This window comes from Brevundimonas nasdae (assembly GCF_016654005.1).
Taxonomy (GTDB): Bacteria; Pseudomonadota; Alphaproteobacteria; order Caulobacterales; family Caulobacteraceae; genus Brevundimonas; species Brevundimonas nasdae.
In genome coordinates, this window is record NZ_JAEPWN010000006.1 from 213,356 (window position 1) to 236,423 (window position 23,068).

22 protein-coding genes are annotated in these 23,068 nt (G+C 68.4%); 13 read left to right on the forward strand and 9 right to left on the reverse strand.

Features of this window, described 5'->3' with window-relative positions:
* Positions 1–36: 36 nt before the first annotated feature.
* Positions 37–1,062, reverse strand: coding sequence for a cation diffusion facilitator family transporter (locus JKF87_RS11120; RefSeq protein ID WP_201099952.1), 1,026 nt, complete (start codon positions 1,060–1,062; stop codon positions 37–39).
* A 145-nt stretch (positions 1,063–1,207) separates the two neighbouring features.
* Between JKF87_RS11120 and JKF87_RS11125 the strand changes: the two genes are divergently transcribed.
* The 13 genes from JKF87_RS11125 (at position 1,208) to JKF87_RS11185 (ending at position 12,428) form a co-directional block, all read left to right on the forward strand.
* On the forward strand, positions 1,208–2,389 hold the full coding sequence (locus tag JKF87_RS11125) for a citrate/2-methylcitrate synthase (protein ID WP_201099953.1): 1,182 nt from the start codon (positions 1,208–1,210) through the stop codon (positions 2,387–2,389).
* Positions 2,390–2,411: 22 nt separating this feature from the next.
* The gene (locus JKF87_RS11130; RefSeq protein WP_201099954.1) at positions 2,412–3,212 is read left to right on the forward strand and encodes an undecaprenyl-diphosphate phosphatase; all 801 of its coding nucleotides are present in this window, start codon (positions 2,412–2,414) and stop codon (positions 3,210–3,212) included.
* 246 nt (positions 3,213–3,458) lie between these two features.
* Positions 3,459–4,358 carry a class I SAM-dependent methyltransferase gene (locus tag JKF87_RS11135; protein WP_201099955.1) on the forward strand — a complete coding sequence of 300 codons (900 nt, stop codon included), beginning with the start codon at positions 3,459–3,461 and terminating at the stop codon, positions 4,356–4,358.
* Positions 4,358–5,092: a pseudouridine synthase gene (locus tag JKF87_RS11140; RefSeq protein ID WP_201099956.1), complete on the forward strand. Its 735-nt coding sequence runs from the start codon at positions 4,358–4,360 to the stop codon at positions 5,090–5,092. Before JKF87_RS11135 ends, JKF87_RS11140 begins: the two co-directional genes overlap by 1 nt.
* A gap of 57 nt (positions 5,093–5,149) precedes the next feature.
* Positions 5,150–6,364, forward strand: coding sequence for an NAD(P)/FAD-dependent oxidoreductase (locus tag JKF87_RS11145; RefSeq protein WP_201099957.1), 1,215 nt, complete (start codon positions 5,150–5,152; stop codon positions 6,362–6,364).
* Positions 6,365–6,382: 18 nt separating this feature from the next.
* Positions 6,383–6,646, forward strand: a complete 264-nt coding sequence (locus tag JKF87_RS11150) for a type II toxin-antitoxin system Phd/YefM family antitoxin (protein ID WP_201099958.1) — start codon at positions 6,383–6,385, stop codon at positions 6,644–6,646.
* Positions 6,643–7,056: a type II toxin-antitoxin system VapC family toxin gene (locus JKF87_RS11155; protein WP_201099959.1), complete on the forward strand. Its 414-nt coding sequence runs from the start codon at positions 6,643–6,645 to the stop codon at positions 7,054–7,056. The genes JKF87_RS11150 and JKF87_RS11155 overlap by 4 nt, the downstream gene beginning before the upstream one ends.
* Complete coding sequence (locus JKF87_RS11160) at positions 7,053–7,691, forward strand: phosphoribosylanthranilate isomerase (RefSeq protein ID WP_201099960.1); 639 nt, start codon at positions 7,053–7,055, stop codon at positions 7,689–7,691. The genes JKF87_RS11155 and JKF87_RS11160 overlap by 4 nt, the downstream gene beginning before the upstream one ends.
* A 32-nt stretch (positions 7,692–7,723) precedes the next feature.
* Positions 7,724–8,938, forward strand: a complete 1,215-nt coding sequence (gene trpB, locus JKF87_RS11165) for a tryptophan synthase subunit beta (RefSeq protein WP_201099961.1) — start codon at positions 7,724–7,726, stop codon at positions 8,936–8,938.
* Positions 8,935–9,399, forward strand: coding sequence for a hypothetical protein (locus tag JKF87_RS11170; RefSeq protein WP_201099962.1), 465 nt, complete (start codon positions 8,935–8,937; stop codon positions 9,397–9,399). Before trpB ends, JKF87_RS11170 begins: the two co-directional genes overlap by 4 nt.
* Positions 9,396–10,235: a tryptophan synthase subunit alpha gene (gene trpA, locus JKF87_RS11175; RefSeq protein WP_201099963.1), complete on the forward strand. Its 840-nt coding sequence runs from the start codon at positions 9,396–9,398 to the stop codon at positions 10,233–10,235. Before JKF87_RS11170 ends, trpA begins: the two co-directional genes overlap by 4 nt.
* Before the next feature lie 10 nt (positions 10,236–10,245).
* Positions 10,246–11,136, forward strand: coding sequence for an acetyl-CoA carboxylase, carboxyltransferase subunit beta (gene accD, locus JKF87_RS11180; RefSeq protein WP_201099964.1), 891 nt, complete (start codon positions 10,246–10,248; stop codon positions 11,134–11,136).
* 5 nt (positions 11,137–11,141) lie between these two features.
* Positions 11,142–12,428, forward strand: a complete 1,287-nt coding sequence (locus JKF87_RS11185) for a bifunctional folylpolyglutamate synthase/dihydrofolate synthase (protein ID WP_201099965.1) — start codon at positions 11,142–11,144, stop codon at positions 12,426–12,428.
* A 185-nt stretch (positions 12,429–12,613) separates the two neighbouring features.
* Here the strand turns inward: JKF87_RS11185 and JKF87_RS11190 are convergent, their stop codons facing one another.
* The 8 genes from JKF87_RS11190 to JKF87_RS11225 all read right to left on the reverse strand — a co-directional run bounded on the left by JKF87_RS11190 (position 12,614) and on the right by JKF87_RS11225 (position 23,027).
* Positions 12,614–12,805 (reverse strand): hypothetical protein, encoded by a 192-nt coding sequence (locus JKF87_RS11190; RefSeq protein WP_201099966.1) that lies wholly within the window; start codon positions 12,803–12,805, stop codon positions 12,614–12,616.
* A gap of 72 nt (positions 12,806–12,877) precedes the next feature.
* A complete protein-coding gene (gene trxA, locus JKF87_RS11195) occupies positions 12,878–13,213 on the reverse strand; it encodes a thioredoxin (protein ID WP_201099967.1) in 336 nt (111 codons plus the stop codon).
* A 118-nt stretch (positions 13,214–13,331) separates the two neighbouring features.
* Entirely contained in the window at positions 13,332–16,835 is a 3,504-nt protein-coding gene (addA, locus tag JKF87_RS11200) for a double-strand break repair helicase AddA (RefSeq protein ID WP_236261302.1), read from the reverse strand.
* Entirely contained in the window at positions 16,832–19,921 is a 3,090-nt protein-coding gene (addB, locus tag JKF87_RS11205) for a double-strand break repair protein AddB (protein ID WP_201099968.1), read from the reverse strand. The genes addA and addB overlap by 4 nt, the downstream gene beginning before the upstream one ends.
* Entirely contained in the window at positions 19,918–20,634 is a 717-nt protein-coding gene (murU, locus tag JKF87_RS11210; protein WP_236261303.1) for an N-acetylmuramate alpha-1-phosphate uridylyltransferase MurU, read from the reverse strand. The genes addB and murU overlap by 4 nt, the downstream gene beginning before the upstream one ends.
* A complete protein-coding gene (gene amgK, locus JKF87_RS11215; protein ID WP_201099969.1) occupies positions 20,631–21,728 on the reverse strand; it encodes an N-acetylmuramate/N-acetylglucosamine kinase AmgK in 1,098 nt (365 codons plus the stop codon). Before amgK ends, murU begins: the two co-directional genes overlap by 4 nt.
* The gene (gene tsaE / locus JKF87_RS11220) at positions 21,715–22,173 is read right to left on the reverse strand and encodes a tRNA (adenosine(37)-N6)-threonylcarbamoyltransferase complex ATPase subunit type 1 TsaE (protein ID WP_201099970.1); all 459 of its coding nucleotides are present in this window, start codon (positions 22,171–22,173) and stop codon (positions 21,715–21,717) included. Before tsaE ends, amgK begins: the two co-directional genes overlap by 14 nt.
* Entirely contained in the window at positions 22,170–23,027 is an 858-nt protein-coding gene (locus JKF87_RS11225; RefSeq protein ID WP_201099971.1) for a GNAT family N-acetyltransferase, read from the reverse strand. Before JKF87_RS11225 ends, tsaE begins: the two co-directional genes overlap by 4 nt.
* Positions 23,028–23,068 lie beyond the last annotated feature (41 nt).

Below are 23,068 nucleotides of genomic sequence, written 5' to 3' on the forward strand. Positions count from 1 at the left end.
CCTAGCGGACGACATCTTAAGTCCTCGTTTACCGGCTTAGGACCACGGGCCCTTGGGCTTGGCTTGGGAAGCGGGGTCGGGCGCGGATGCGGGGGGCGCGGACGGCGTGGCCAAACTCTGACCTGGCGCGGGTTCGGCGACGATCGGCGCGGGCTTGGGCGTCGAACCGCGCGGATCGGCGTGGATCAGGATGTCGGCGGCGGGAAACAGCGTCAGAACCCGCGTCTCGGCCTCCACGACAATGGCGTGGGCGGCGTCCAGCGTCAGGGCGGCGTCCAGATCGACATGCATCTGCGCCACCATCACCTGTCCGGCCATGTGGGCGCGCAGCCGGTGAACGCCTGAGATGCGCGGGTCGGCCAGAACCGCCTGGGTGATGGCCGCAAGCTCGCCCTCCGGCAGGGCGCGGTCCAGCAGGTGATCGGCGGCGGACCTCAACATCCCGGTCGCGCCCCAGAACAGCCAGACGGCGACGACCAGACCCGCCGCCGCATCCAGACCCGGCGCATTGAGGAAGGCGCCCGAGATCACCCCGATCAGCACGACGATATTGGCCGCCAGATCAGCGGCGTAGTGGGCTCGGTCCCCGGCGACGGCCAGGGATCCGGTCGTCTTCAGGGCGCGGGTCTGCATCCACACCAGCCAGGTGGTGATGGCGATGCCGGCGATCACGACGCCGACGGCCCAGCCGCCGGAGGTGACGGGGCGCGGATCAAAAATGCGCTGCACCGCCTCCCAGCCGATGAAGACGGCCGAGGCGAAGACCAGCCCGGCCTGCACCAGGGCCGACAGGGCCTCGCCCTTGCCGTGACCATAGCGGTGCTCCTGATCCGGCGGGGCGGCGGCCCAGCGCACGGCGAAGAAGGCGGTCAGGGATCCCGCCAGGTCCAAGGCCGAGTCCGTCAGGCTGGCCAGAATGGACACCGACCCCGACGCCCCCAGCGCAAAGGCCTTCAGCACGATCAGCACGATGGCCACGCCCACCGACAGGCGGGTGATGCGGCGTGTGGCGCCATTGGCGTCTTCGAGCGGCGCGGGAGAGGGGGAAGACGAGGTCGACATGCAGATTTCCTTGTCTCCCAATCATGGCCGAAAGCCAACCTTGGCGACGGAATAGACGAGCGTGGCCGTTTCAGTTTAGGACAGGGAAACGCCGCTGTGCGGCCTGCTGTTCAATTCGAATGCGAAACAGTCGTGAGGGGACGATATGGGCGCTGACGAACGCTGGATCGCCAGAAGCGAGGCCCTGAACCGCCTGGGCGTGAAGGCCCAGACCCTTTACGCCTATGTCAGCCGTGGACGGATCGCCGCCCGGCCTGATCCGACGGATTCCCGTAAAAGCCTTTATGCCGCCGCCGACGTGGCCCGTCTGTGCGGCGACGAGGTCGCCAGCGGGGATGTCGGCGTCGTGCGGGCGCCAGGCTTGCGTCCACCCGGCCTGGGCGCAGCCGCGCGCGGCGAGGCGGATGTCCATTCCTCCGTTTCCATGACGGCGGAGGGGCGGCTCTTCTATCGCGGTCGCGACGTGGTGCAGCTTTCTGAGAGCGGCTCCATCGAGGCCGCGTCGCGGGTGCTGTGGGATGCACGGGGCGATGATCCCTTCGCCGGTCTGAAGCCGCGCATTGATCCCATCGTCGGCGGATCGACCCAGCGGCGCGTGCTGGCCGTGCTGGGGCGGCGCCTGACCGAGGACCGCTCGGCCAGGCTGCAGGAACCCGCTGTACTGAAGCGCGAGGCCGCCTCCCTGCTCAATGAGGTGGTGGACAGCGTGTCCGGGCCGGGGCCCCGCCTGTATTTCCACCAGCGTCTGGCGCGCGGGTTCAAGGTGGTGGATGTGCAAAGCCACCTGCTGCGCCGCGCCCTGGTGCTGGGCGCCGACAAGGGGCTGGATGCGGCGGTGCTGGCGACGCGGGCGGCGGCGGACGGGGGCGCGTCCCTGGCCGGGGCGGCGCTGGCGGGGCTTTCGGCCTTGGGCGGAACCCTGACGGCCATGGGGGACGTCGTGGCCTATGTCAGCGAGGCGCGGCGTGATCCGACCGGCGCGGCCAAGCGGTGGATCGGTCTGCGCGGCTCCGTGCCCGGCTTCGGCGTCTGCGATTTCGCGCGCCACGACCCGCGCGTGGACGCCTTGCTGAGCCATGCGCAGCTGACCCCCGATCTGGCGGCGATCCGCACCGAAGGCGAGGCGGCGGGCGGCCAGGGCGCCAGCTTCGAACTGGCTCTGGCCCTTGTGTCGCGCAGGCTGGATCTGGGGCCGACCGGGGCGGGCGACCTGGTTCTGCTGGGCCGTTTGAACGGACTTTTGGCCCATGCGCTGGATCAGGTGATTGACGGCTCGCCTATCCGGTCGCGGTTGCGCTATGTGGGGCCAGAGCCGGGCGCGAACTGACCCGGACCCATGCGGGGATTTCATGGCGGATTGGCTTGCGGCGATCATTCTGGGTCTGGTCGAAGGACTGACCGAGTTCATACCGGTGTCCTCCACCGGCCATATGCTCCTGCTGGGCCATTTCATGGGTTTCGAAAGCTCGGGCAAGACGTTCGAGATCGTGATCCAGCTGGGCGCCCTGCTGGCCATCATCAGCGTCTATTTCAAACGCCTGTGGGCGCTGGCGACGCGCTGGCCGTTCGACCCTGAGGCGCGGCGTTTTCTGATCGGGCTTCTGGTCGCCTTCGCCCCTGCCGTGGTGATCGGCTTCTTTGCCTACGACTTCATCAAGACCGTGCTGTTCGAGACGCCGATCGTCATCTGCATCGCCCTGATCGTCGGCGGCGTCATCCTGTTGGCGCTGGATCGGATGGACAAGCGTCCCCAGTGGCTGAACGCCGAGACCTATCCGATGCGGGTCTATTTCCTGATCGGCCTGTTCCAGTGCCTGGCCATGATCCCCGGCGTGTCGCGTTCGGGCGCCACCATCGCGGGCGGCCTGCTGCTGAAGACGGACAAGCGTTCGGCCGCCGAGTTCAGCTTCTTCCTGGCGCTTCCGACCATGGGGGCGGCGGTCGCCTATGACCTGCTGAAAAGCTACAAGACGCTGGATTTCAGCGACATCGGCCTGATCGTCATCGGCTTTGTCGTGGCCTTCATCTCGGCGCTGGCGGTGGTGCGTTTCCTGCTGGACTTCGTGTCCAAGCGCGGCTTCGGCGTCTTCGCCTGGTGGCGGATCGCGGTGGGCGTCGTGGGGCTGGTGCTGCTGCAGATGGGCTTCTGAGGCTTCCTCAAGCCGTCATCCTGGGGCCAATCGGCATTCAGCCTGGAGCCGTCATTCCGGAGCGTCCAAAGGACGAACCCGGAACCCAGGAAACGTGCATACGGCGTCGAACGCCTTCAGCGAAGCGACTGCACCCCTGGGTTGGCTGCTACGCGCCGCCCTTCGGGTCCGGGTTCATCGCTCCGGAATGACGCCTTGAGAAGTGCGTCGCTGGTGAAAACGGCCTTGCGGCGTTAAGGGCGGGGCATGACCACGCTTCTCTACGGCCGACCGCCGGTCGTCTTTGACCCGCCCGGCGCCGCGACCCAGACCTCGCCCCTGATCCCCGGCTCCACGCCGATCGAGTCCGTGCCTGACGGTTCGGTCGATGAGGTGATGATCTACGCCCCGCCCGGCGTGCTGGAGCGCCGCTATGTGCTGGCTCAGGCGCTGCGGGCGTTGAAGGTCGGCGGGCGGCTGGACGTGATGGCCTTCAAGGACAAGGGCGGATCGCGCCTGAAGAAGGAACTGCTGAGCTTCGGCGTCGAGGTCGGCGAGACGGCCAAGGCCCACCACCGCCGCTGCATCGTGATCAGGCCGGAAGGCGTGACCGGTCTCGACGCCGCCATTGCCGACGGCGCGCCACGCATCGTGCCGGGGCTGGAGGCCTGGTCTCAGCCGGGCGTCTTCGCCTGGGACCGGATCGACGCGGGCTCGGCGCTGCTGGCCGAACATCTGCCTGCGCTGAAGGGCGCGGGCGTGGACCTGGGTTGCGGTTACGGCGCGCTGGCCACGGTGGCCCTGCGTTCGCCGGGGGTGACCTCGCTGCGTCTGATCGATCTGGACCGCCGGGCCGTCGAGGCCGCCCGGAAGAATATCGAAGATCCACGCGCCAGCGTCGAATGGGCCGATGTGCGCACGATGACGGCGGACGGCGAACTGAACTTCGTCATCTCCAATCCGCCCTTCCACGACGGCGGCGCCGAGGACCGGCGGCTGGGCCAAGCCTTCATCCGCAAGGCCGCCGAACTGCTGAAGAAGGGCGGTGTCGCTTGGATCGTCGCCAATCGGCATCTGCCCTATGAGGCGGAACTCAACGCCGCGTTCAATCGGGTGCGGATGGTGGCGGATGCCGGTGGCTACAAGCTGTTTGAGGCGGTGAAATAATGGCCAAGACGCCCACCTCCCGCGTTGATCGCCTATTGGGTTCGATGGGCTATGGCTCGCGGGCGGAGATGGCGCGGATGGCCAAGGCGGGCGGCATCGTGCTGGACGGCGTGGACCTGACGGATGTGTCTAAACGCATTCCGGTGACGCCCGACCTGCCCAGCCGCATGGAGATCGACGGCCAGCCGCTGGACCCGGTTCAGGGACTGGTGCTGATGTTGAACAAGCCGCTGGGCATGACCTGTTCGCACAAGGAAGAGGGCGCGCTGGTCTATGACATCCTGCCCGGACGCTGGCGCGAGCGTGATCCGGCCATCTCGACTATCGGCCGACTGGACAAACAGACGACGGGTCTGTTGCTGCTGACCGACGACGGCGATCTGCTGCATCGGGTGATTTCGCCCAAACGCCATGTGACCAAGGTCTATCGCGCGACCCTGGCCCGGCCCCTGGCAGGGACGGAGAGAGCGCTGTTCGCGTCCGGCGAACTGGTGCTGGAGGGCGAGGACAAGCCGTTGTCGCCTGCGGTGCTGGAGGTGGTGTCGCCGACCGAAGCCCTGCTGACGGTGACCGAGGGGCGCTATCACCAGGTCAGGCGCATGTTCGCCGCCGTCGGCAACCATGTGGAGGCCCTGCACCGCGAGCGGATGGGCGGGCTGGTCCTGCCCGACGATCTGGCGCCCGGTCAGTGGCGGCTGCTGACCCAGGCCGAAATCGACAGTCTGTTCGACTGAGGCGCGGGAACCCGAACGGCGCTGGCGCCCTATCGCTCCGCTGAGGCGGAGTGGATCATGGACGGCGCGACCATCAAACGGGATTTGCGGACCGGACGTTCGCTGTGGGCGGACAGCCCCGGTCTGGGCGTGAAGACGCGGCCCCTGACCCAGGCGATCTCGGTCGATGTCGCCGTGGTGGGCGCAGGCATCAGCGGGGCCTTCGTCGCGCATGAGCTGGCGCGCGATCACACGGTGGCGGTGCTGGACCGACGCCCGCCGCTGATGGGATCAACCCTGGCCTCCACCGCCATGCTGCAGTGGGAGATCGACCTGCCGCTGATGACCCTGGGCGGACGGATCGGACCGGCCAACGCCCGGCGCGCCTATCGCCGGTCGCAGTCGGCGGTCGACGCCCTGCAGAAGATCGTCGTCGATGAAGGCATCCGCTGCGGCCTGAAACCCAAGGGCAGTCTGTATCTGGCGGGCGATGAATACGGCCATCGGGCGCTTGAGGCCGAGGCCGAGGCGCGGACGGCGATGGGGCTGAAGAGCCGCTACATCGGCCCGGCGGAACTGCGCGAACAGTTCGGCGTCGACCGCACCGGCGCCATCGTTTCGGAGGGTTCGGCCAGCGCCGACCCGGCAAGGCTGGCGGCGGGGCTGCTGCGGCGCGCGACGGAAAAGGGCGCCAAGATCTATTCCAGGGTCGAGGTGCTGGAGGCGGTCAGCGATCCCGACGGCGTGACCCTGCTGACCGATGCGGGTCATGCGGTGCGCGCCGGCAAGGTGATCTTCTGCTGCGGCTATGAGTTTCCCAAGGGCGTGCCCACGCCGGGCGCCGAGGTGATCTCGTCCTGGGCTCTTGCGTCCAAGCCGCGCGTGCGCTGCCCCGCCTGGCTGCGCGACACCTTGGTGTGGGAAGGCTCTGACCCCTATCTGTATTTCCGCATGGGCGGCGACGGACGGCTGATCGTCGGCGGCGAGGACGAGGCGTCCGCAACGGCGCATGAGGACAAGACCAAGCTGAAGCGGAAATGCCAGACGATCGCCAGAAAGCTGCGCCGCCTTTTGCCCGATCTGGAGTTCGAGGTGGACTACACCTGGGCGGGCGCCTTCGGCGAAAGCGCGACCGGCCTGCCGCAGATCGGCCCGGTCGAGGGACAGGATCATATTCACGCCGTCATGGGCTTCGGCGGCAACGGCATCACCTATTCGGTCATCGCCTCCCAGATCATCGGCCGCACGATCCGGGGCCAGGTCGATCCCGATGCGGACCTCTATCGGGCGTGATGGACATTTTTGGCCGAAATGGCTATCTTGATGGCCATGTCCAGCTATTCCGTCGCCGAAGCCAAGAACAACCTGCCCAAGCTGCTGGATCGCATGTTGGCGGGCGAGGCCGTGACGATCACCCGGCGCGGCGTGCCTGTGGCGCGGCTGGAACCGGCGCAGGCGGTTAAGCCGACATCCGGCCCGATGGACATGGATTGGCTGAAGCGTGTGCGGATCAAGACGGAGGCTTCGGTGGACTCCGTAACCCTCTTGCGCCGCATGCGGGATGAAGAGATTTGACTGTCTATCTGGACACCAGCGTCCTGATGTCTCTGTTCCAGAACGACAAGCATACGGAGCGGGCGTCGACCTGGATCGCGGACGTCGATGACTTTGTCATGAGCAGTTGGACCGTGACTGAGTTTTCCTCCGCCCTGGCGGTGAGGACGCGGATGCGCAATCTGCACGACAAGGAACGTCGCGAGTTCGAACTGCAGTTGGACCAATGGTTGAGTGGCAGGGTCATTCTTTCGGTGATCGACAATGACATGGTGGAAGCGCGGCGGCTGGTCAGAAATGACGTGAGACTGCGCGCACCGGATGGGCTTCATCTCGCCCTGGCCGTGCGACATGGATGCCGTCTGGCGACGCTGGACGAGGCCATGGCGGCGGTTGCGCGTGACATCGGCCTGACGGTGATCGTGCCATGACCCTGATCAAGATCTGCGGCTTGACGACGCCGGACACGCTGGACGCGGCCCTGGACGGCGGGGCGGATTTCGTGGGAGCGGTGGTGTTTCCCAAAAGCCCGCGCCACATCGCGCCCTCAGACGCCGCTGTGTTGTTTGAACGGGCGCGCGGGCGGGCGAAAATCGTGGCGGTCACGGTCAATCCGGATGACGCCCTGCTGGACGAGATCGCGCAGACGCTGAAGCCGGACTTCATCCAGCTGCACGGATCGGAGACGGCTGCGCGGGCGGAGGACGTCCGGGCGCTGACGGGGGCGGGGGTCATCAAGGCCCTGCCGATCCGGCACGGGGAGGATTTCGCGGCGGCGGACGAATGGGATTACCACGCCGACCATCTGATGTTCGACGCCAAGCCGCCGGAAGATTCAGCCCTGCCGGGCGGGGTGGGGCACAGTTTCGACTGGACTCTGCTGGCAGACCGGGTGTTTCGCCATCCCTGGTTCCTGGCTGGCGGTCTGAACCCGGACAATGTGGCCGAGGCGCTTCGGATAACAGGGGCGCCGATGGTGGACGTCTCCTCTGGCGTCGAAAGCGCGCCGGGTGTTAAGGACGCGGGCCGGATCGCGGCCTTCATCGAGGCCGTGCGCCGGTCGTAATTCCGACGCCGCCTTGCGTGAAAGCTGAACTCGTGACCGCAACCTTGCCCAACACCTACGCCTGGCCTGATGCGCAGGGACGTTTCGGCCCCTATGGCGGGCAGTTCGTCGCCGAAACCCTGATGCCCCTGATCCATGAGTTGGACGCGGCCTATGCGGCGGCCAAGGCGGACCCGAGCTTCCAGGCCGAACTGGACGGCTTCCTGACCCATTATGTCGGTCGCGAAAGCCCCCTCTATTTTGCCGAGCGCCTGACCAAACATTTCGGCGGCGCCAACATCTGGCTGAAGCGCGAGGATCTGAATCACACGGGCGCGCACAAGATCAACAACTGCATGGGCCAGATCCTGCTGGCCCGCCGCATGGGCAAGACGCGGATCATCGCCGAGACGGGCGCAGGTCAGCATGGTGTGGCCTCGGCCACCGTCGCCGCACGCTTCGGCCTGCCCTGCACCGTCTATATGGGGGCGGTGGACGTGGAGCGGCAGCAGCCGAACGTCTTCCGCATGCGTCTGTTGGGAACCGAGGTCTTCCCCGTCACGGCGGGCGCCGCGACCCTGAAGGACGCCATGAACGAGGCGATGCGTGACTGGGTCACCAATGTCGCCGACACCTATTACATCATCGGCACGGCGGCGGGTCCGCACCCCTATCCGGCCATGGTGCGCGATTTCCAGTCGGTGATCGGCAAGGAGATCAAGGTCCAGTCGCGCGCCCAGATGGGCAAGCTGCCGGAAGCCGTGGTCGCCTGCATCGGCGGCGGCTCGAACGCCATCGGCGCCTTCCACCCCTTCATCGAGGATGAGGGCGTGCGCCTGATCGGGGTCGAGGCGGCGGGCTATGGTCTGGACACGCCCGATCACGCGGCCTCGCTGAAGGGCGGGCGCCCCGGCGTGCTGCACGGCAACCGCACCTATTTGCTCCAGGACGACGACGGCAACATCGTCGAAGGCCATTCGATCTCGGCGGGTCTGGACTATCCGGGCATCGGACCGGAACACGCCTGGCTGCATGACATTGGCCGCGCCGAATACCGTTCGGCGACGGACGCAGAGGCGCTGGAGGCGTTCCAGCTATGCTCGAAACTGGAAGGCATCATTCCGGCGCTTGAGCCTTCGCACGCCTTGGCGCGCACCGGCGAAGTGGCGCGTGAAGTCGGCAAAGGCGGTGATGTCGTGCTGCTGATGTCGGGACGCGGCGACAAGGACATCTTCCAGGTCGCCAAACATCTGGGAGTGGAACTGTGATCCGTAACCTGCTGGCGGCGACCGCCGTCCTGATGATTGCGACCGCCGCACAGGCGCAGGAACCTGCGCGCGGCGGCCCGGCGACGGATGTGCCCCTTCTGCCCGGTGCGCAGCTGGCGGCCGATTGCGGCAATCTGCTGAGCCTCAGCGGCAGCGCCTTCTGCGTGACCGCGCCGCTGGGCGAGATCGGCACCCTGGCCGACGCCTATATCGCCGACCTCGAAACCCGCCAGTGGCTGGCGGCGGGCGGCGATGACAATCGCGTGGTCTTCGTCAAGCGTCGCGACGGCGGCGGCTGCGACGGACTGCAGATGCAGGCCTTCTATGACACCTCCAAGGCCGATGTGACGGCGACCGATCCCGGCTATCTGGCCTTCGCCACCATTCCCGGCGACATCTGCGCGGCCCAGCCCGCGTCGCCCGCCGCCCCACCTGCCGCAGCAGGGACCGTTCCTCAATGACCACCGCCCGCATCGACGCACGTTTCAAGGCGCTGAAGGCCCAGGGCCGCGCCGCCTTTGTTCCCTATGTGATGGGGGGCGATCCCTCGCGCGAGGAGGCTTTGGCCATCCTGAAGGGCCTGCCCGCCGCGGGCGCCGACATCATCGAACTGGGCTTCCCCTTCAGCGATCCGATGGCCGAGGGGCCGCCGATCCAGAAGGCGGCGATCCGGGGTCTGGCCGCCGGTTTCGGCCTGCGTTCCACCATGGATCTGGCGCGTGAGTTTCGTAAGCAAGACGATGCCACCCCGATCATCCTGATGGGTTATCTGAACCCGATCGAGAGCCTGGGCTATGACGCCTTCGCCGACTATGCGGCGGCGTCGGGGGTCGACGGCCTGATCGTGGTCGACTGCCCGCCGGAAGAGGCCGCGCCTTTGGTCGAGGCGCTGGACAAGGTGTCGATCTCGCTGATCCGTCTGGCCACGCCGACGTCCGATGACGCGCGTCTGAAGATCGTGGTCCAGGGCACCTCGGGCTTTGTCTATTATGTCGCCGTCGCGGGCGTGACCGGGGTCAAGGAAGCCGACGCCGACGTCGTGGCGCCCGCTGTTGCGCGGGTGCGGGCGGCCTCGGGCCTTCCGGTCGCCGTGGGTTTCGGCATCAAGACGCCGGAACGGGCCGCCGCTATCGCCCGTGTGGCGGACGCCGTGGTCGTCGGTTCGGCCCTGGTCGAGGAAGTCGCCGCCGCCGTCGCCGCGAACGAACCCGCCGCCCCGCGCGTTCTGGCCAAGGTGAAGCTGCTGAGCGACGCTGTTCGATCGGTTGCTAGTGCTTCCGTGACGGAAACCGTTTAAGAGCGCCCCCATGGTCGACAAGAACAAGCCGCAGGAAAAGCGCGGCGGATGGCTGAGCCGCTTTGCGCCCGGCGTCCGCAAGATCGTCTCTCGCCGGGACACGCCGGACAATCTCTGGGTCAAGGATCCCGACACCGGCGAGATGCTGTATCGCTCGGATCTGGAGACCTCGCTGTGGGTCACGCCGTCGGGCCGTCATATGCGCATTGATGCGCCGACACGCCTGCGCGCCACCTTCGATGGGGCCAAGTATGAAGCCATCGAAACCCCGGACGTGCCGGAAGACCCGCTCAAATTCTCGGACGGCAAATCCTACAAGGACCGTCTGAGCGCCGCGCGCAAGGCGGCGGGCCGCAAGGACACCATGGCCATCGGCTATGGCTCCGTCGGCGGTCAGGACGCGGTCGTGATCGTGCAGGACTTCACCTTCATGGGCGGGTCGCTGGGCATGGCGGCGGGCGAGGCCTTCATCAAGGCGGCGCGCGAGGCTGTGGCCCGCAAGGTTCCGCTGATCTGCTTCACCGCCGCAGGCGGCGCGCGGATGCAGGAAGGCGCCCTGTCACTGATGCAAATGGCGCGCACCACCCTGGCCATCGAGGAAATCAAGGAAGCGCAACTGCCTTACGCCGTGGTCCTGACGGACCCGACGACAGGCGGGGTGACGGCCTCCTACGCCATGCTGGGCGATGTGCATCTGGCCGAGCCGGGCGCCCTGATCGGGTTCGCCGGCCCGCGCGTGATCGAGGCCACCATCCGCGAGAAACTGCCGCCGGGCTTCCAGCGCGCCGAATATCTGCAGGAAAAGGGCATGGTCGACCGCGTGGTCGTCCGCGCCGACCTGCCGCGCGTGCTGGGTGAAATCCTGTCGATGCTGATGGGCGGAACCCGTCAGGCGGCCTGACCGCCGTGGACCCGATCTCCGAACGCCTCCGGGCGCGGCATCCGCAACGGATCGACCTGTCGCTGGATCGGATGAAGGCCCTGTGCGCGGCGCTGGGTGATCCCCAGCACCGCCTGCCGCCTGTGATCCATGTGGCGGGAACCAATGGCAAGGGCTCGACCGTATCCATGATCCGCGCCATCGCCGAGGCGGCGGGGCTGAAGGTTCACGCCTACACCTCGCCCCACCTGGTGCGGTTCAACGAACGTATCCGCCTGGCCGGAAAACTGATCGAGGACGGTCAGCTGAACGCCATCCTTGACCGGATCGAGGCCGCCACTTCCGATTCTGGGGGCGAAGCCACCGTGTTCGAAAGCACGACCGCCGCCGCCTTCGTCGCCATGTCCAAAACCCCCGCCGACCTGGCCATCATCGAGGTGGGGCTGGGCGGGGTTCTGGACGCGACCAATGTGATCGAACGCCCGCTGCTGAGCGTCATCACGCCGGTCGATTATGACCATGCCGAGTTCCTGGGAACCGATCTGGCGGGCATCGCCGCCGAAAAGGCCGGGGTGTTGAAACCGGGCGCGCCGGGCGTGATCGCGCGCCAGCAGGAGGTCGCCATGGCCGCCATCGAACGTGCAGCCCAGGCGGTCCATGCGCCGCTGACGGTTATGGGCGTGGACTTCGACGCCTGGGCGGAACGCGGCGGGCTGGCGTTTCAGGATCAGCAACGGTTCCTGGACCTGCCCGCGCCGGGTCTGGCGGGCGCGCACCAGATCGACAATGCGGGCGTGGCCATCGCAGCAGCGCTGGAGCTGGACTTGCCGGAAACGGCCATCGCCGAAGGTCTGATGTCCGTGCGCTGGCCTGCGCGTCTGCAACGGATTTCGGCCGGCCCCTATGGCGACGCGGCCAAGGCGATGGACGCCGAACTTTGGCTGGACGGGGGGCATAATCCCCATGCGGCGAAGGCGCTGGCGGCGTTTCTGGCCGACCGGCAGGCGCGCGCGCCGCGCCCTCTGGCCCTGATCTGCGGGATGTTGGCGAACAAGGACGCGGGCGGTTTCTTCGCCGCGTTGAAGGACAGCCACGCCACCGTCTTCACTGTCGGCTTCGACGGAACAGCGGCGGACCCGGCGGCGCTGGCCGCCGTGGCGCGCGGACACGGTCTGGCCGCCACGCCTGCCGGATCGGTCGATGAGGCGTTGAAACTGGCCCTGCGTCTGGGCGCAGGCCGGGTCGCCATCTGCGGCTCGCTGTATCTGGCGGGCGAGGTGCTGGGCGCCAGCCGCGAAACCTGGCCCGACTAGGATAGAGCTGCGCTTTCCCTTCCCCGCGGGGGAGGGTGGTTGAGCGAAGCGAAACCGGGTGGGGGCGGCAGTGCTAATCCCACAGACCTTGTTCGTATCAGAGACAAGTGCGGCCTTGCCGGGCCGCCCCCACCCCGTCGCTTGCGCGACGACCCTCCCCGGAACGGGGAGGGAGAGAACTGGTGTTACTTGCTCATCCACGGACGGGATTTGCCCGCCGCGATCCGCGCGTTCTGTTCACGCTGGAAGCGGCCGCCGCGCGGCGCCTTGGGGCGGGCGTCCAGCTTGGCGTTCTTCAGGCGCAGCGCCTTCTGGACCGGGGTTTCGCCCGGAATGTCGTCGGTTGTCGCCGGGTCGGTGATGTGTTCGTCGCTCATGGCGGCACCCTATCATGAAAACGCCCGCCGGTCGGAACCGGCGGGCGCTGGATCTTCAGTGTCGGCGAAGGATCAGGCGTCGGCCTTGACGCCGGCCTCGGCCAGCCATTCGACGATCTTGCCCTTGGGCATGGCGCCGACCTTCATCGAGGTCATCTGGCCGTCCTTGAACAGCATCAGGGTCGGGATGCCCTTCACACCCAGCTTGGACGGGATCAGGGGGCTGTCGTCGATGTTCACCTTGGCCACGGTGACTTGGCCGCCCAGTTCGTCGGCGATCTGTTCCAGAGCGGGGCCGATCTGCTTGCAGGGGCCGCACCACTCGGCCCAGAAATCGACCAACACAGGGGTGGAGGACTTCAGGACGTCGGCGTCGAAGCTTTCGTCGGTGACTTTTACCGTCGCCATAAATGGCTCCTTGGGGCGCCAGCACTCGGCCCGCAGGGCCTCGCTGCTTGAGCGCGAATAGAGGTTGTCCGGATGCGTCCGGGTTCGGCCACAGATGTGGGAGCGAATCGCGGCCAATTCAACTGGTCGAAAGCGCCGCCTCCAGCATCGCCTGCGGAATCGGCATCAGCTTCGGCCCGTCGGTCCAGACCAGCGCGGCCTCGACCGGGCGGTCAGGATACAGGCGTTTCAGCACCGCCACATAGACCGCCGCCTGCAGCACATAGGCCGCATCGACCGCCTCTATGGCGTCGGGGGCGGGGCGGTTGGTCTTGTAGTCGACGACCAGAACCCGTTCCGGCGTCACCACCAGCCGGTCGATGCGGCCGTTGATCGACACGCCGGACGGCAGGCCGGGCGCGGAGCCCGTCAGGGCGACCTCGGCGCGCGAGCCGGGGCCGAACACCGGGGCGAAGCGGGCGTCGTCCAGCACCGAGAAGGCAGCGGCGATCATCTCGGCGCGCTGTGCGTCGTCCAGATCGGTCTCACGCGACAACAGGCGCACGGCGGCGTCGGCCCGGTCGGCGGGGGCGATGTCCGGCAGCCGTTCCAGCAGACGGTGGATCAGGTCGCCGCGCCGGAACCGGCCCAGATCCGCGCCGCCCGAACTGCTCTTGGCCAGGGGCGAGGGGGCGGGGATGCGGATGGAGCCCTCCATCCGCGACGGCGCGGCGAAGCGGGCGGCGGCGTCTGCGGGCGGCGGCGTGGTCGCCCAGGCCGGAATGGCGGTTGCGGCGGCCGTCGACAGCGCCGTGCGAGGCGTGGTTTCCGGATCGGCCCCGAACCTCAGCCGCCCGCCGTCCAGCAACTGAACCGCGTCAGGCCGGTCCTGCGCCAGCCGCTCGAAGGTTCCGGCGATCACGTCCCACCAGCTGCCTTCCTCATAGCCTGTCTCTTTCGGACGGCTCATCTTCCTGCCCATGACAATCAGGCGATCGCGGGCGCGGGTCAGGGCCACATAGAGCAGGCGCAGGGATTCCGCGTCGGTGCGGTCCACCCGCGCCTGCCGCACCTCGGCGGATACGGTGCTGTCGGACTTGGCGCTGGACGGACACATCAGCCAGGCCTCCGAACCATCGGCCAGGGTCGCGGGCATCAGGGTCGGTCCCTGAGGCTTCGCCTTGCCAGTGGTGTCGGGAAGGATGACGATGGGCGCCTCCAGCCCCTTGGAGCCGTGTACGGTCATGACGCGGACCTCGTCGCGCGCGCCCTCCATCTCGCGCTTCACCTCGACGTCGGCCTGCTCCAGCAGATTGAGGCAGGTCTCCAGATCGCGTCCGCCGCGTTCCTCGGCCGCCAGAACCTGGGCCAGGGTTTCGTCGATGGCCTCTTCGGCCTCGCGGCCCAGCCGGTCCAGAATCCGCGCTCTGCCCGACCGGCCATCCGGTCCGACCCGGTTCAGGGCGGCGGAGAAGAAGGCGAAGGGATCGCGGTCGCGCGCCTCGATCAGCGTCGCCATCAGATCGCGCGCGGCGGCCCAGGCGGGATGCTCGTGGGCGCGGCGCTGCAGTTCCCGCCACAGGCTGCGCCCCTCGCGGCCCACCTTGTCCGCCAACGGATAAAGGGCGTCGGCAGGGCCGAAGTCCGCCACGTCGCAGAAGGGGCTGCGCAGGATTTCGGCCAATGACAGGTCGTCGTCGGGGAACAGGGCGAACCGCGCCAGCGCGATCAGATCATCAAAGACGATATGGTTCGACAGCTTCAGCCGGTCAGCGCCTGCGACCGGCACGCCCTCGGTCTTCAGCGCGCGGATGATTTCTTCGAACGTCGCATCGCGGCGGCGCACCAGCACCAGGAAGTCGCCATACCGGACCGGGCGCAGCACGCCGCGCTGTTTCGGGTCATAGATGGCGGCGCCCGCCTCGACCTGCTGTCTGATCTCGCGCGCCAGCGACTGGGCCAGCTGTTTGCGGGCGCTGCGGCTGTCTTCCTTGTCGACCGGGGCGTTCCAGGCTTCGCGCTCGGGCGTCGCCGGGTCTTCGAACAGGGGCCACAGATCGACCGCCCCATACTGTTGCAGACGGGCGGGGCGGTGGATGGCGATTTCGCCGGTCTCGCCCACCAGGGCGCGGGTGCGGCCGGGGCTGTCGAAGGCGGCGTCCACGAATTGCAGCACCTCCTCCGTCGAGCGGAAAGAAGTGTCCAGCGGCACTTCGCGGAAGTCGGCGCCCGCCGCCCGCACCAGATCATCATAGACGCGGGCTTCCTGACGCAGCCGCTCCGGTTTGGCGCCCTGGAAGGAATAGATCGACTGTTTCTCATCGCCCACGGCGAAGACGGTGCGGGGGATGGCCGCGTCCTTCCGCTCGGCGCCTGACCCTGCGAAGAAGGGTTCCGTCAGCGCCCGGACGATGTCCCACTGATCGGGCGCCGTGTCCTGGGCCTCGTCGATCAGGACATGCTCGATCCCCCCGTCCAGCTTGTACAGAACCCAGGCGGCTGTGGCCCGCTTGGTCAGCAGTTCGACCGTGCGTCCGACCAGATCGGTGAAGTCCAGCGCGCCGTCCGCCCGTTTGGCGGCCTCGTAAAGGGCGGCGTGGACGCGGGCCAGGGTCAGCACCTTCTCCGTCTCGTCCGCCACGCGCGCGGCGCGCACCCGGTCCAGCGTCGAGACGTATTTCAGCGACACATCCGCCAAATAGGAGGCCGCGCCGGGCGGGGCCTTGGACGTGCCGAACTTGTCGCGCGCCACGCCCTTGGAATCGATGAAGATGGGCGTCATCGCGGCCAGGGTCGTGGCGGGCGGAACGGCCTCGCGCATCTGGCCCGCCAGTTTCTTGTCATTGGCGCCGCCCGTGGCGAACCCTTCGGCGGCGGCCAGCCAGTCGGCGGGGTTCAGCCAGTCCATGAACCCGGCCTCGATCTGGGCGGGGGTTTCGTCGCGCGTGACGCCGACCAGTTCATGCGGACCGGGCGCGGTCCCGGCGTCGATGCGCGCCAGATAGTCCAGCAGCGGCTCGCGTTTCGCCTCGATCGCGTCCAACAGCGAATGAAAATCGCTCCATGCCAGTTCGACGGCGAAATGGGCGTAGGCGCGGCCCACCGGACCGTCGGCGTCGTTCAGGGCGTAGCGGGCCAGGTCCTCGCGTGCGGCGTGGGACAGGGCCAGGGCCGCCTGATCCTCCAGCACCTCGAACCCCGGCGCGACCCCGGCCTCCAGCGGGAACCGCCGCAGCAGCTTCTCGCAGAAGGCGTGGATGGTCTGGATCTTCAGCCCGCCAGGCGTCTCCAGCGCGCGGGCGAACAGGACACGGGCCTCGGACAGTTCGGCGTCGGTCAGGCTGGCGGGATCGCGCCCGTCCAGTTTCGCCAGATCGGCGGCTAACGCCCTGTCGTTGGCGACCGCCCATTCGCCCAGCCGTTCGAACAGCCGCGCCTGCATCTCGGCGGCGGCGGCCTTGGTGTAGGTGACGCACAGGATTTCCCCGGGCCGCACCCGTTTCAGCAGCAGGCGCGCCACGCGGCTGACCAGGGTGGTGGTCTTGCCCGAGCCGGCGTTGGCGGTGACGAAGACCGACAGGCCGGGGTCGGCGGCGGTCGCCTGATGGGCGCGGGCCATATCCATTGGGGACAGATCGGTCATTCGGACGCCTCGTCCTCGCCGCCGACGACGTGCCATTCCCAGACGCGCGCCAGATGGTCGTAGTTGCCGCCGAAATTGCCCATGAACTGCGGCGCCACCCATGAGGTGTAGGGCGTGGCCTCGTCATCAAAGGCGGCGACGCCCAGCTTCAGCCGGTCCAATTCGCGCGCCGCCATCTGGGCTGCGGTCTGGGTGTTGCCGCGCCCCTGACGTGAGACGTCGTCCACCTTGCCCGGGTCGCGGCGGCCGGTGACCTTGACGTACAGCAGTTCGGTCGCCTCGGTCGGGGGCGCGTCGAACCCGCCCTCAGCCAGGATGGCGGCGGTCAGGGTCAGTTGTGGCGCGAACCCCTGCACCACCTGTTTCTGGCTGGGCGTCTGGCCGGTCTTGAAGTCCAGAACCGCCGCCCCCGTCGCATCCAGTTCGATCCGGTCGGCGCGGGCCGTGACTGTGAAGGGGCCTGCGGGGGCGTCAAAGACGACGGCGCCCGATTGCTCGATCAGCAGGGTCGCCCCGCGCGCACGCCGTTCCCGCTCGAACCGCTCCAGCCACAGTGCGGCGTTCCGGGCCAGCGGGCGTTCGCGCGCCAGGGCCGCATCCTCGAACCCGGCGTCGGTCATGGCGGTCATGATGAAGTCGGCGATCTGGTCGGCGCAGTCTTCGGGCAGGACATCGGGCCAGACGCGGACCATCTGTTCGATGGCCTCGTGGATGGCGTTGCCGCGCGCCATGGCCTCGGCCGAGGCGCCGGGCCGGTCCAGCACCTTCAACTCCAGAATGCGCTGGGCATAGACGGCGTAGGGGTCGCGCACCCAGCGCTCGATCCCCGTGACGGGCAGGTTGCGCGGACGGCGGTCCACCGGCGGGGTCGGGGCGGGGCGGCGCGCATAGTCGGGCGTGTCGCGCAAAGGCGCATCCAGCGCACGGGTCCAGTCGGCGACATGGGCGGGGGCGGAAACGGCGACCGGCGTTTCCGCCGTGTTCGCGCCGCGCGTCAGCATGTCCAGCCGCCACAGCCAGCGAGAGCGGACGGCGGGTTGCCCCCCGCGCCGTTCGGTGTGGATCAATATGGCCTCGTCGGCGCAGGCGGCCTGAACGAAATCCTGCGCGCTCTGGCCGATGCGGCGCTCGGGCGGGGGCAGGCCCAGCGCCTTTCGCATGGGGCGCGACAGGAAGGGATCGACCGGCGCGCCCTGCGGCCAGACGCCTTCCTCCAGCCCGGCCAGGATCATCCGGTCGGCCCGCACCAGACGCGCCTCGATGGCGCCCAGAATACGCAGCGACGGATGGGTCGCCCCGCCCGTGCGCACCACGGCGTCGGCCAGCAGCCCCTTGATCAGTTCGACCATGTCCCCGGTTGAGACGGCGCCCAGCGAGGCTCCGCCGGTGATCAGGTTCGACAACAGACCGGCGGCGCATTCGCCATCCGGCCCGGCCCAGGCGTTCTGACCCGCCAGCGCCTCGATCAACACGGTCAGGGCGCGGGCGGCGGCGTCCAGCGGCGCGTCGGGGCTGAAGGACGCGCGGGCCGTTGTGATCAGCCTCTCCAGATGATCGGCCAGGGCGCGCGCCTGGGCATGGCGTTTCAGGCGGCCCTCAGACGGCGGGGCGCCATCGCGGTCTGGCGACAGGGCGCGGTCCAGCTTCCTGTTCAGCCGCGCGAAACTGGCGTGACGCGGGCCGCGCAAGGCCATGTCCTCGAAGGCTACGACAGCGCGGGCGGCGTCGATTTCTCCAAGGTCCAACTGGACCAGCGGATGCTTCAGCAGGCCCAGCAGCACCTGCGGATCGGTCGGGGCGGCGATCCAGCGCGCGCACAGTTCGACCAGCACGCCCCCAGGCATCCGGTTCAGCGGCTGACCGGCCGAGGCGTCAGGCACCACGCCCCAGCGTTCCAGACGCGTGGCGACGCGGCGGCCCAGACCCTGATCCGGCGTGACCAGGGCGCAGGTCTTGCCGGGCGTCTCCAGCGTCTCGCGCATCATCAGGGCGATGGCGGCGGCGGTCTCTTCGTCATGCCGCAGGTTCAGGACCGACAGGCCCTGCAGCCCCTCGGCGATGGGGTCGGCGGCGCGGCCCGCCTCCACCGCACGGGCGCGGATGTCGCGGATGGCCTCGCGCCAGTCTCCGGTCGCGTCGGCGGGGCGCAGGGCTTCGTTCAACAGGCGCTGGCGGGCCAGACCGCGCTGCTCCGTCTGGGACGCGACCGGCGGCTGGAACCACGGGCGCACGGCGTGACGGTCGATGCCGTGGCGCTCCAAGAGGCGTTTCAGGGCGCGCTGGGGGTGTTGCTCGTTCTCTTCGTCGATCTGGTCCCAGACGCGGTCGTCCAGATCAAGATCAAGCCCCGGCAGGACCACGCAGCCCAGAGGCGCGCGGGCCACGGCGCCCAGAACGTCGGCGGCGGCGGGCACGGTGCCGGTCGATCCGGCGGCGATGACCGGCTGGCTGGGGGGATGGGCGTCCCACAGGTCGGCCAGACGGCGCAGCAGAGTGGCGCGCCGCCACGCCGGATCGACCAGACCCAGTTCGGCCAAACGCTTCGGCCAGGCGATGACGCCCAGGCTCAGGAATTCGGCGGACCGCTCCCAGTGTTCGGCCATTTCGCCGTCGACCAGTTTGGCGACCCGTTCGGGATCGGGAACCTCTTCCAACTGGCAGGAATCGAGGAAGCCGCCCAGGGCGTCCGCCAGATCCAGCGCCCGCATCGGCGTCAGATCGCTGTCGAACTGCTCCACGATCATCCGCGCCATCTCGAACCGGCGCGTCAGGGGGGCGATGGCGGGCGCAAGGTCCAGGCCCAGGGCGCCGGGTGTGAAGGGCGGCTCGTCCTCCTCCAGATCGCCCAGAGGCCGCACCTGCGGCAGCAGCACGGGCCGCCCGTCCGCCAGCTTGGACAGCGCCCCGGTGAAGGCCCGCGCCGCCCGGCGGTTGGGCAGCAGTATGGTCGCGTCCGACAGGGTCTCGGGCGGCAGTTCGCCCAGCCACGCCAGCACCCCCGCCGCCAGGTCTTCGAGGAAGGGCCTATGCGCCGGAATGACGCGCCAGCGAGGGCCAGGCCCGCCGAAGGGATCGAACGCGGTCACGCCGCTCCCGCCAGTTTCGCCTCGGCCTCATCGCGCGCCTGCGGGTCGCCGACGTGCATCCAGTCGCCGTCCAGCACGCAGCCGAACAGGCGGCCTTCAGCCGCCGATCTGCGCCACAGGGGGCTCAGCGAGAAAGCGCCGTCGGGGCCCTGGTCGGCGTATCCGGGCCGGGTGATGTGGACCCCCATATAGGCGAAGGGGGCGGACGGGGCGTCGCCGCGGAAGGTCAGTCGGCCGTCATCGGCCAGAAAGAAGTCGCCACCACCCTCGAAACCGATGGAGCCCTCGCGCCGGGCCAGCAGCAGGGCGGCGTCCATCGTCTCAGGGTCCCAAAGGCGGACGAGGTCGCCAAGAGCGTCGCCACGGTCGATCCAGACGCTGTCGATATTGGCGACGAAGACCGGATCATCGCCCAGCAGGGCATGAGCTTTCTTCAACCCGCCGCCGGTCTCAAGCAGTTCGGCGCGTTCGTCGGAGATGACGATCTGCGGCTCTCGGCTACGCGCCGCCAGATGCTGCTCCAGCCGCTCGGCGAACCAGTGGACATTGACCACGGCCCCGGTCACGCCCGCATCGGCCAGCCGATCCAGCACATGGTCGATCAGGGCGCGGCCCTGCACCTCGACCAGGGCCTTGGGCCGGTCATTGGTCAGCGGACGCATCCGCGTGCCCAGTCCCGCGGCCAACACCATCGCCTTTGTCGGAGCCTTCATGCGCGGACCTCGGCTGGAACATGGCGGTCGAACCAGCGGGCGACGGGCGCCAGGGCGGGTTGTTCCAGATTGGCGTTCAGATGCCGCCACATGCGCGGCAGGAACTGGCGGTAGCGCGGCTTGCCGTCGCGGGCGATCAGGCGGGCGAAGATGCCGATGATCCGCGCCTGATTCAGCGCCGCGAGACCGGCGTAATCGGCCATGAAGGCCGCACGGTCCACATCGGGGCGCAGGGCGAAATAATGGTCCAGAGCCTCAGCCTCCAGCGCGGGCGCGACATCGCGCCGGGCGTCCTGAAGCAGGGAGTGCAGATCCCATGACGGGTGGGCGCGCACCGCGTCCTGGAAGTCTATCATGCCGACGCGGGCGGCGCCCTGACGCTCGGGCAGCCAGATCAGGTTCTCGGCATGATAGTCGCGGTGCGCCATGACCGAGGCGCCCGCTGCGCCGGAAGCCACGATAGGCGCCCAGGCTGCGCGCCAGTCGGCGATGGCGGCGGCGTCGAACGACACCCGGTCATCGAGTTTCGGCAGCCATTCGACGAACAGGTCCGCGCCGCCCTGCAACGCCGTCTCGTCATAGGTCAGCAGCGGCCATTCGCCTGCCGGACCCTGCAGGATTTCGGGCGGATTTCCGGCTTCGTGCAGGACCGCCAGGGCCTCGATGGCGGCCAGATAAAGCGACGTCTCGTCGGCGCCGTCTTCGATCACGCGGGCGAACAGGGCGTCGCCGAAATCCTCCAGCACCGCCAGACCGTTCGGCGCGTCCAGCGCCGGGATTTCGGGGGCGGACAGGCTCAGGCGTTTCAGATGGGCGGCGACGGCGGCGAAGGCCTCGATACGACCGGCGGACAGACGGGCGACGGCGTTCCAGCCCGCAGCGCGACGCTGATCCGGCGTCCATGACGGATCGCACGGCGGGCTTTCGGCGGCAGGCGCCTGGTCCATCAGCATCAGGGTCGGGCCGTCAGCCGGGATCAGCCGCTCGTACCGGCGCGTCGAGGCGTCCCCGGCCAGAGGCTGGCGCACAGCGTCGGACAGGCCGGCGGTCTTCAGAAAGTCGATGCGGAGGGTTTCGCGGTCAGAGACGGACATGGTCGATCAAGGCTTCCCACCGGCCTGCGCCGGAAACGGTCGCAAGGCGGCCTTCGCCGTCCTCTGCGATGACAAGGGTCAGGCGGTCGGGACCCAGGAACCGCTCGGGCGCTTCGCCCAGACGTTCGGGCCATTCGATGACGGCGCAGCCTTCGTCCAGCGCCTCGTCCAGACCGATCTCGAAGGCCTCTTCGGGCCGGGTCAGGCGGTACAGGTCGAAATGGGCGACGGGCGGGTCGCTCTCATAGAACTGGACCAGGGTGAAGGTGGGCGACGGCACGTCCTCGTCCGGCGTGGTCAGGGCGCGGATCAGGCCGCGCGCCAGCGTCGACTTGCCCATGCCCAGCGGTCCGTACAGCAGGACGCTGTCGCCGGGGGCGAGCAGGGGGGCGATGGCCTGACCCAGGCGGGTGGTGGCCTCGGCGTCGGGCAGTTCAATCTTCATGCAAACACCGCGTCATGATCGGCGGCCAGGGTCCGTTCGGTGAAATGTTTCAGGACTTCAGTCGCTTTTGCAGCGTCCACATCCAGCCGTTCAGCCGGGATGGGCAGGCCGACATCAACGCCGAAATCCTTGCCCTCCTTGTTCAGCAGTTCGTGGAACAGGGTCACGTCGCGCAGTTCCTGCGAGAAGCGGTCGAAGGTGTGGAACAAGCGGCTGTAGGGCCCCGTGACGTGCATGGGCGTGACGGGCGCATCGTATTTCCGCGCCATGGAGGCGGCGGTCGGCGCCCATTCGGGGTCGGTGATCAGACCATCCTCGCCCACCCGCGCCAGACGCCCGGCGGGGAACATGACCACGCAGCGTTCGGCCTCAAAGGCTTCTTTCGCCGCGTTCAGGGTGGCGCGGGTCTTTTCGCGGGTGCGTTTCTCATGGACCCATTCGACGGGGATGATAGTCTCATCCAGGCGCGGCGAGACGCGGATCGCATCGGCGTTGGCGAAGAAGATCATGTCGCTGCGCCTCTGCTTGATCGCGTCATAGACAGCGACCCCGTCGGCGATCCCGGTCGGGTGGTTGCACACCACGATGCAGCGCCCCGTGGCGGGCAGACGGTCCAGATTGGTCGTCGTCACCTTCAGCCTCAGTAGGTCCGACACATAGTCGAAGGTCCCGGCCCCCGACAGGGGCCGAATGGCGTCCGCCATCCGCACCGCCGCCCCATAGCCCAGCACCCCGTAAAGGGCGGGCCGCACGACCGGCCACAAGGGCGATGCGGTCAAACGCGGCGCACGCTCGGCGATCAGCACATCGACAATGTGCGGCTGGCGTCTGGCGGGGGGCGAAGCGGAATCCATGGAAGATCGCTTGTCGCCGGTTCGCGTGATGCGGGCAAGCG